The organism is Sphingosinicella sp., from assembly GCF_052388015.1.
Lineage (GTDB): Bacteria > Pseudomonadota > Alphaproteobacteria > Sphingomonadales > Sphingomonadaceae > Allosphingosinicella.
In genome coordinates this window covers 1-4622 of sequence record NZ_JBQTIN010000071.1, presented here as the reverse complement: position 1 = coordinate 4622, position 4622 = coordinate 1, and the positions used below count along the sequence as shown (strand labels likewise).

At 67.4% G+C, this 4622-nt stretch carries 4 protein-coding genes and 1 pseudogene; 1 reads left to right on the top strand and 4 read right to left on the bottom strand.

Annotated elements, in window-relative coordinates:
- The 4 genes from ACT4N3_RS06060 to ACT4N3_RS06045 form a co-directional block, all read right to left on the bottom strand.
- A partial coding sequence (locus tag ACT4N3_RS06060; RefSeq protein ID WP_444854313.1) for a polysaccharide deacetylase family protein occupies positions 1-591 on the bottom strand: 591 nt, incomplete at its 3' end.
- Positions 592-603: 12 nt separating this feature from the next.
- Positions 604-1800, bottom strand: coding sequence for a glycine C-acetyltransferase (locus ACT4N3_RS06055; RefSeq protein WP_444854312.1), 1197 nt, complete (start codon positions 1798-1800; stop codon positions 604-606).
- 136 nt (positions 1801-1936) lie between these two features.
- A complete protein-coding gene (gene tdh, locus ACT4N3_RS06050; RefSeq protein WP_444854311.1) occupies positions 1937-2962 on the bottom strand; it encodes an L-threonine 3-dehydrogenase in 1026 nt (341 codons plus the stop codon).
- On the bottom strand, positions 2959-4389 hold the full coding sequence (locus ACT4N3_RS06045; protein WP_444854310.1) for an aldehyde dehydrogenase family protein: 1431 nt from the start codon (positions 4387-4389) through the stop codon (positions 2959-2961). The genes tdh and ACT4N3_RS06045 overlap by 4 nt, the downstream gene beginning before the upstream one ends.
- Positions 4390-4452: 63 nt before the next feature.
- On the opposite strand from ACT4N3_RS06045, the pseudogene ACT4N3_RS06040 reads away from it, so the two are divergent.
- Positions 4453-4622: pseudogene (locus ACT4N3_RS06040) on the top strand (fumarylacetoacetate hydrolase family protein); the annotation flags it as partial.

Sequence of the window (4622 nt, the reverse complement as noted above, 5' to 3'; positions counted from 1 at the left end):
CGCGTCGACATAGAGCTGGCGAAGCGCGTCACGATCGATCGTCTGGCCGGCGCGGACGGCCCGATTGGTCAGGCTCTCCAGATGCCAGTCATAGCTGTCGACGGTGACATAGCCGCTGCTGAGCCCGCGCCGGGCCAGCGCGAGCCGCAGTGCGTCGCGCCGCTCGGGCGTGTCGCGGCCCTCGTCGAGGAAGGGGAAGCGATACCAGGGCCGCCAGCCCGGCCGGCCGCTGAGCCAGGCCGCGGCGCGGTCGAGATCGGCGACATAGGTCTCGACCGGCGTGCGGGTAGCCCAGAGATGGCTGTGGCTATGATTGCCGATGACATGGCCTGCCGCGACATAGGCGGCGATCCGCGCCTCGCCGCCGGCGCCGTCGGGCCGGTCGAGATTGCCGGTGGTGACGAAGAAAGCGGCCTGACTCACACGGGCGTGGCGCAGCGCGGCGATCAGGAGTCGTGTCCGCTCGTCCGGCGAGAAGAACGCGCCGCGCGAGCGCGGCACGTCGTCGAAGGTCAGGGCGATCCGCCGCTGGGCGGCCGCCGGGGCAGCGGCGGCGAGGAGCGCGGCGAGGAGGAGCAGGAGGCGCCGCATCGCGCTGCTCGCCTAGCCCTGCTGTGCGAGCGCTGCGCGGACCTCGGCGAATGCGGCGACGGCACGCTCCAGCTCCGCACGCGTGTGGCTGGCGGAAATCTGGGTGCGGATACGCGCCTTGCCCTTGGGGACGACCGGATAGGAGAAGGCGATCACATAGATCCCCTTCTTCAGCAGCGCGTCGGCGAGCGCGGCGGCGCGGCGGGCGTCGTGCAGCATGACCGGGATGATCGGGTGCTCGCCGGGGAGCAATTCGAAGCCCGCATCTTCCAGGCCGGCGCGGAAGAAGCGCATATTGTCGCGGAGGCGTGTCCGAAGCTCGTTGCCGGCGGCGGCGAGCTCGACCGCCTTGGCGGCGCCGGCGACCATCGCCGGAGCGACGGTGTTGGAGAAGAGATAGGGTCGCGAGCGCTGGCGGAGCAGCTCGACGATCTCACGCTTGGCGCTGGTGAAGCCGCCGCTGGCGCCGCCCAGCGCCTTGCCGAGCGTGCCGGTGACGATGTCGACCCGCTCGATCACGCCGCAATGCTCCGGCGTGCCGCGCCCGCCGGCGCCCACCACGCCGGTCGCATGGCTGTCGTCGACATGGACCAGCGCGCCATAGCGCTCGGCGAGGTCGCAGATCGCGGCGAGCGGCGCGATATAGCCGTCCATCGAGAAGACGCCATCGGTGGCGATCAGCTTGAAGCGGGCGCCGGCGGCGTCGGCGGCCTGGAGCTGGGCCTCCAGATCGGCCATGTCGGCATTCCGGTAGCGGTAGCGCTGCGCCTTGCAGAGGCGGACGCCGTCGATGATGGAGGCGTGGTTGAGCTCGTCCGAGATCACCGCGTCCTCGGGGCCGAGCAGGGTCTCGAAGAGGCCGCCATTGGCGTCGAAGCAGGACGGGTAGAGGATCGTGTCCTCCATCCCCAGCCATTCAGAAAGCTGGTCCTCAAGCTGCTTGTGGACGCGCTGCGTGCCGCAGATGAAGCGGACCGAGGCCATGCCATAGCCCCAGCGCTCCAGACCCTCGCGCGCCGCCTGCTCGACCCGCGGGTCCTGGGCGAGGCCGAGATAATTGTTGGCGCACAGGTTGATCACGTCCTCGCCGGTCGCGACCTCGACATGGCTGCCCTGCGGCGTCGTGATCACCCGCTCGGTCTTGTAGAATCCGGCCTCGCGGATCGCCTCGAGCTCGGCCTTCAGGTGCTGCTGGAATTCGCCGTACATTGGATCTCCTCATTCCTCCCCCGGTTTTCCGGGGGAGGGGGACCGCGCGTAGCGCGGTGGAGGGGCTCTTGCCGCAAAGGAGGCCCTCCACCAGCCTACGGCTGGTCCCCCTCCCCTGCAAAAGCAGGGGAGGATTTCACTCCCAGTTGAGCACGACCTTGCCGGTGCCGCCCTGCAGCATAGCCTCGAAGCCGCTCTCGAACTCCCGATAGGGCAGTCGGTGGGTGATGATCGGCGCGATGTCGAGGCCGGACTGGATCATCACGCTCATCTTGTACCAGGTCTCGAAAATCTCCCGGCCGTAAATGCCCTTCAGGGTCAGCATGTTGAAGATGACCTTGTTCCAGTCGATCGCGGTCTCGCCCTCCGGGATGCCGAGCATCGAGATTTTGCCGCCATGGGCCATGTTGTCGATCATGTCCCGAAGCGCGCTCGGATTGCCGGACATTTCGAGGCCGACGTCGAAGCCCTCGGTCATGCCGAGCTCTTTCTGGACGTCGGCGAGCTTCTCGTTGGCGACATTGACCGTGCGCGTCGCGCCGAGCTGCTTGGCGAGGCTCAGGCGGTAGTCGTTGACGTCGGTGATCACGACGTGGCGGGCGCCGGCATGGCGGACGACCGCCGCCGCCATCGCGCCGATCGGGCCGGCGCCGGTGATCAGCACGTCCTCGCCGACCAGATCCCACTGCAAAGCGGTATGGGTGGCGTTGCCGAACGGATCGAAGATCGAGGCGACGTCGAGATCGATGCCGTCATTGTGGTGCCAGACATTGGCGTTGGGGATGACGATATATTCGGCGAAGGCGCCCGGCCGGTTCACCCCCACGCCGCTCGTATAGGGGCACAGATGCCGCCGCCCCGCCATGCAGTTGCGGCAGCGGCCGCAGACGATATGGCCTTCGCCGGAGACGATCATGCCCGGCGCGAAATCGTTGACGTTGTCGCCGACCTCGACGATCTCGCCGACGAATTCGTGGCCGACGACCATGGGGACCGGGATCGTCTTCTGCGCCCATTCGTCCCATTTGTAGATGTGGAGGTCGGTGCCGCAGATCGCGGTGCGCTTCACGGCGATCTTGACGTCGTTGATGCCGGGCTCGGGCTCCGGCACGTCCTCGAGCCAGAGGCCGCGGGCGCGCTCCTTCTTGACCAGCGCCTTCATGCGAGCTTCCCGATCACATCCCCGAACAGCGCCTCGTCGCTGGGCAGCTCCTTGGGCACGGCCAGCGGCTTCGACACCCAGGTCTCGTTGATCAGGTCGCGCCAGTTGAGGTTGTTGCTGGTGCCGGTGCCGCCCCAGGAGCCGCAGCCCAGGGAGAAGGTCTGGCGCATGCCGTTCCAGAGGTTGCCGCTGTTCGAGGCCGCCTGGGGCTGGTTGACCATGACCCGGCAGGTGCGGGTCGCCTCGGCGAGCTTCATGATGTTGGCGTCCGAGCGCGAATAGATGCCGCAGCTGTGGCCCTGGCCCTGATAGGCCTGGATGCGGTTGGTCATCGCGATCGCCTCGTCGATGTCCCTTACCCGGTAGAGCGTCATGGTGACGGTCAGCTTCTCGCCGGAGAACGGATAGTCCGGACCGGTGCCGGTCTCGGGGACGATGAAGAATTTCGTCCCCTCCGGAATGTCGAAGCCGGCCATCGCGGCGATCGTCTCGGGCGGCTGGGCGACGATCCTGGCGTTGAGGACGCCGTCGACCCAGAGCACGGCCTGAAGCTTGGCTTTCTGCGCGTCGTTCAGGATCAGCCCGCCTTTCTCCTGCAACTTGGCCAGCATCTCGTCATGGATCGCATCGACGAGGAGGACGCTGTTGTCCGACGAGCAGGAGGCGGCCATGTCGAGCGTCTTCGACATCCGGATCTTCTCCGCCGCCTCGTCGAGATCGGCGGTCTCGTCGACGGTGATCACCGCGTTGCCGGCGCCGACGCCGAGCGCCGGCGTGCCGCTCGCATAAGCGGCCTTCACCATCGGCGCGCCGCCGGTGGCGAGGATGCGGTCGCACTGCCGCATCAATTCTTCGGTCTTGTCGAGCGTCGGCGTCTCGATCGCGATGACGAGATCGGCCGGCGCGCCCATCTTCACCAGCGCCGCGCGCATCTTGTCGACGACGAGCTTGTTGGTGAGCTTGGCCCGGGGATGAGGGGCGATGACGATAGCGTTGCGCCCTTTCACCGCGTTGATCGCCTTGATGACCGGTGTCGCCTCCGGGTTGGTCGAGGGGGAGAGGGCGCCGATCACGCCGACCGGCTTGGCGAAGACGACGATGTTCCGCTCCGGATACTCCTCGATGATCCCCACCGACTTGTCGTCGATGATGTCCATCAAAGCGGCGCGGGTCTTGCGGAAGATCTTGAGATATTTCCCGTCATAATTGCCGAGCTGGGTTTCCTCGACGGTGTGGCGGGCGATCTCCTCGGCGGTGCCGGGCTTCGCCACCGCCCAGACCATCGCCCGGATCAGCTCGTCGACCCGTTCCTGCGACGCATGCTCGATCTCGGCCTGCGCCAGCCTCGCCCGCGCGATCAGCGTCCCGATCTCGGCGACGGCCTCGGCGCGCTCGCCCTGCACGAAAATTCGTTCCTGCTTACCCATTTGAAGCTCCTGACTCGCGGGCGACCCCTAGCCAAGGCGAGGGGGAAATGCCAGTGGACGGCCATGAAACTGGGCAGCTTGAAGGGCGGCCGCGACGGGCGGCTGGTATTGGTGTCGGACGATCTCGCCTGGTGCGCCGACGCCGGCCATCTCGCGCCGACCTTGCAGGCGGCGCTGGACGATTGGGCGCGGACCGAGCCGCTGCTCCGCCTCCTCGCCACCGATCTGGAGCA

Excerpts from the sequence above, each read along its gene's own strand:
- ACT4N3_RS06055 (WP_444854312.1), bottom strand. The coding sequence starts at position 1,800 with ATGTACGGCGAATTCCAGCAGCACCTGAAGGCCGAGCTCGAGGCGATC.
- tdh (WP_444854311.1), bottom strand. The coding sequence starts at position 2,962 with ATGAAGGCGCTGGTCAAGAAGGAGCGCGCCCGCGGCCTCTGGCTCGAG.
- ACT4N3_RS06045 (WP_444854310.1), bottom strand. The coding sequence starts at position 4,389 with ATGGGTAAGCAGGAACGAATTTTCGTGCAGGGCGAGCGCGCCGAGGCC.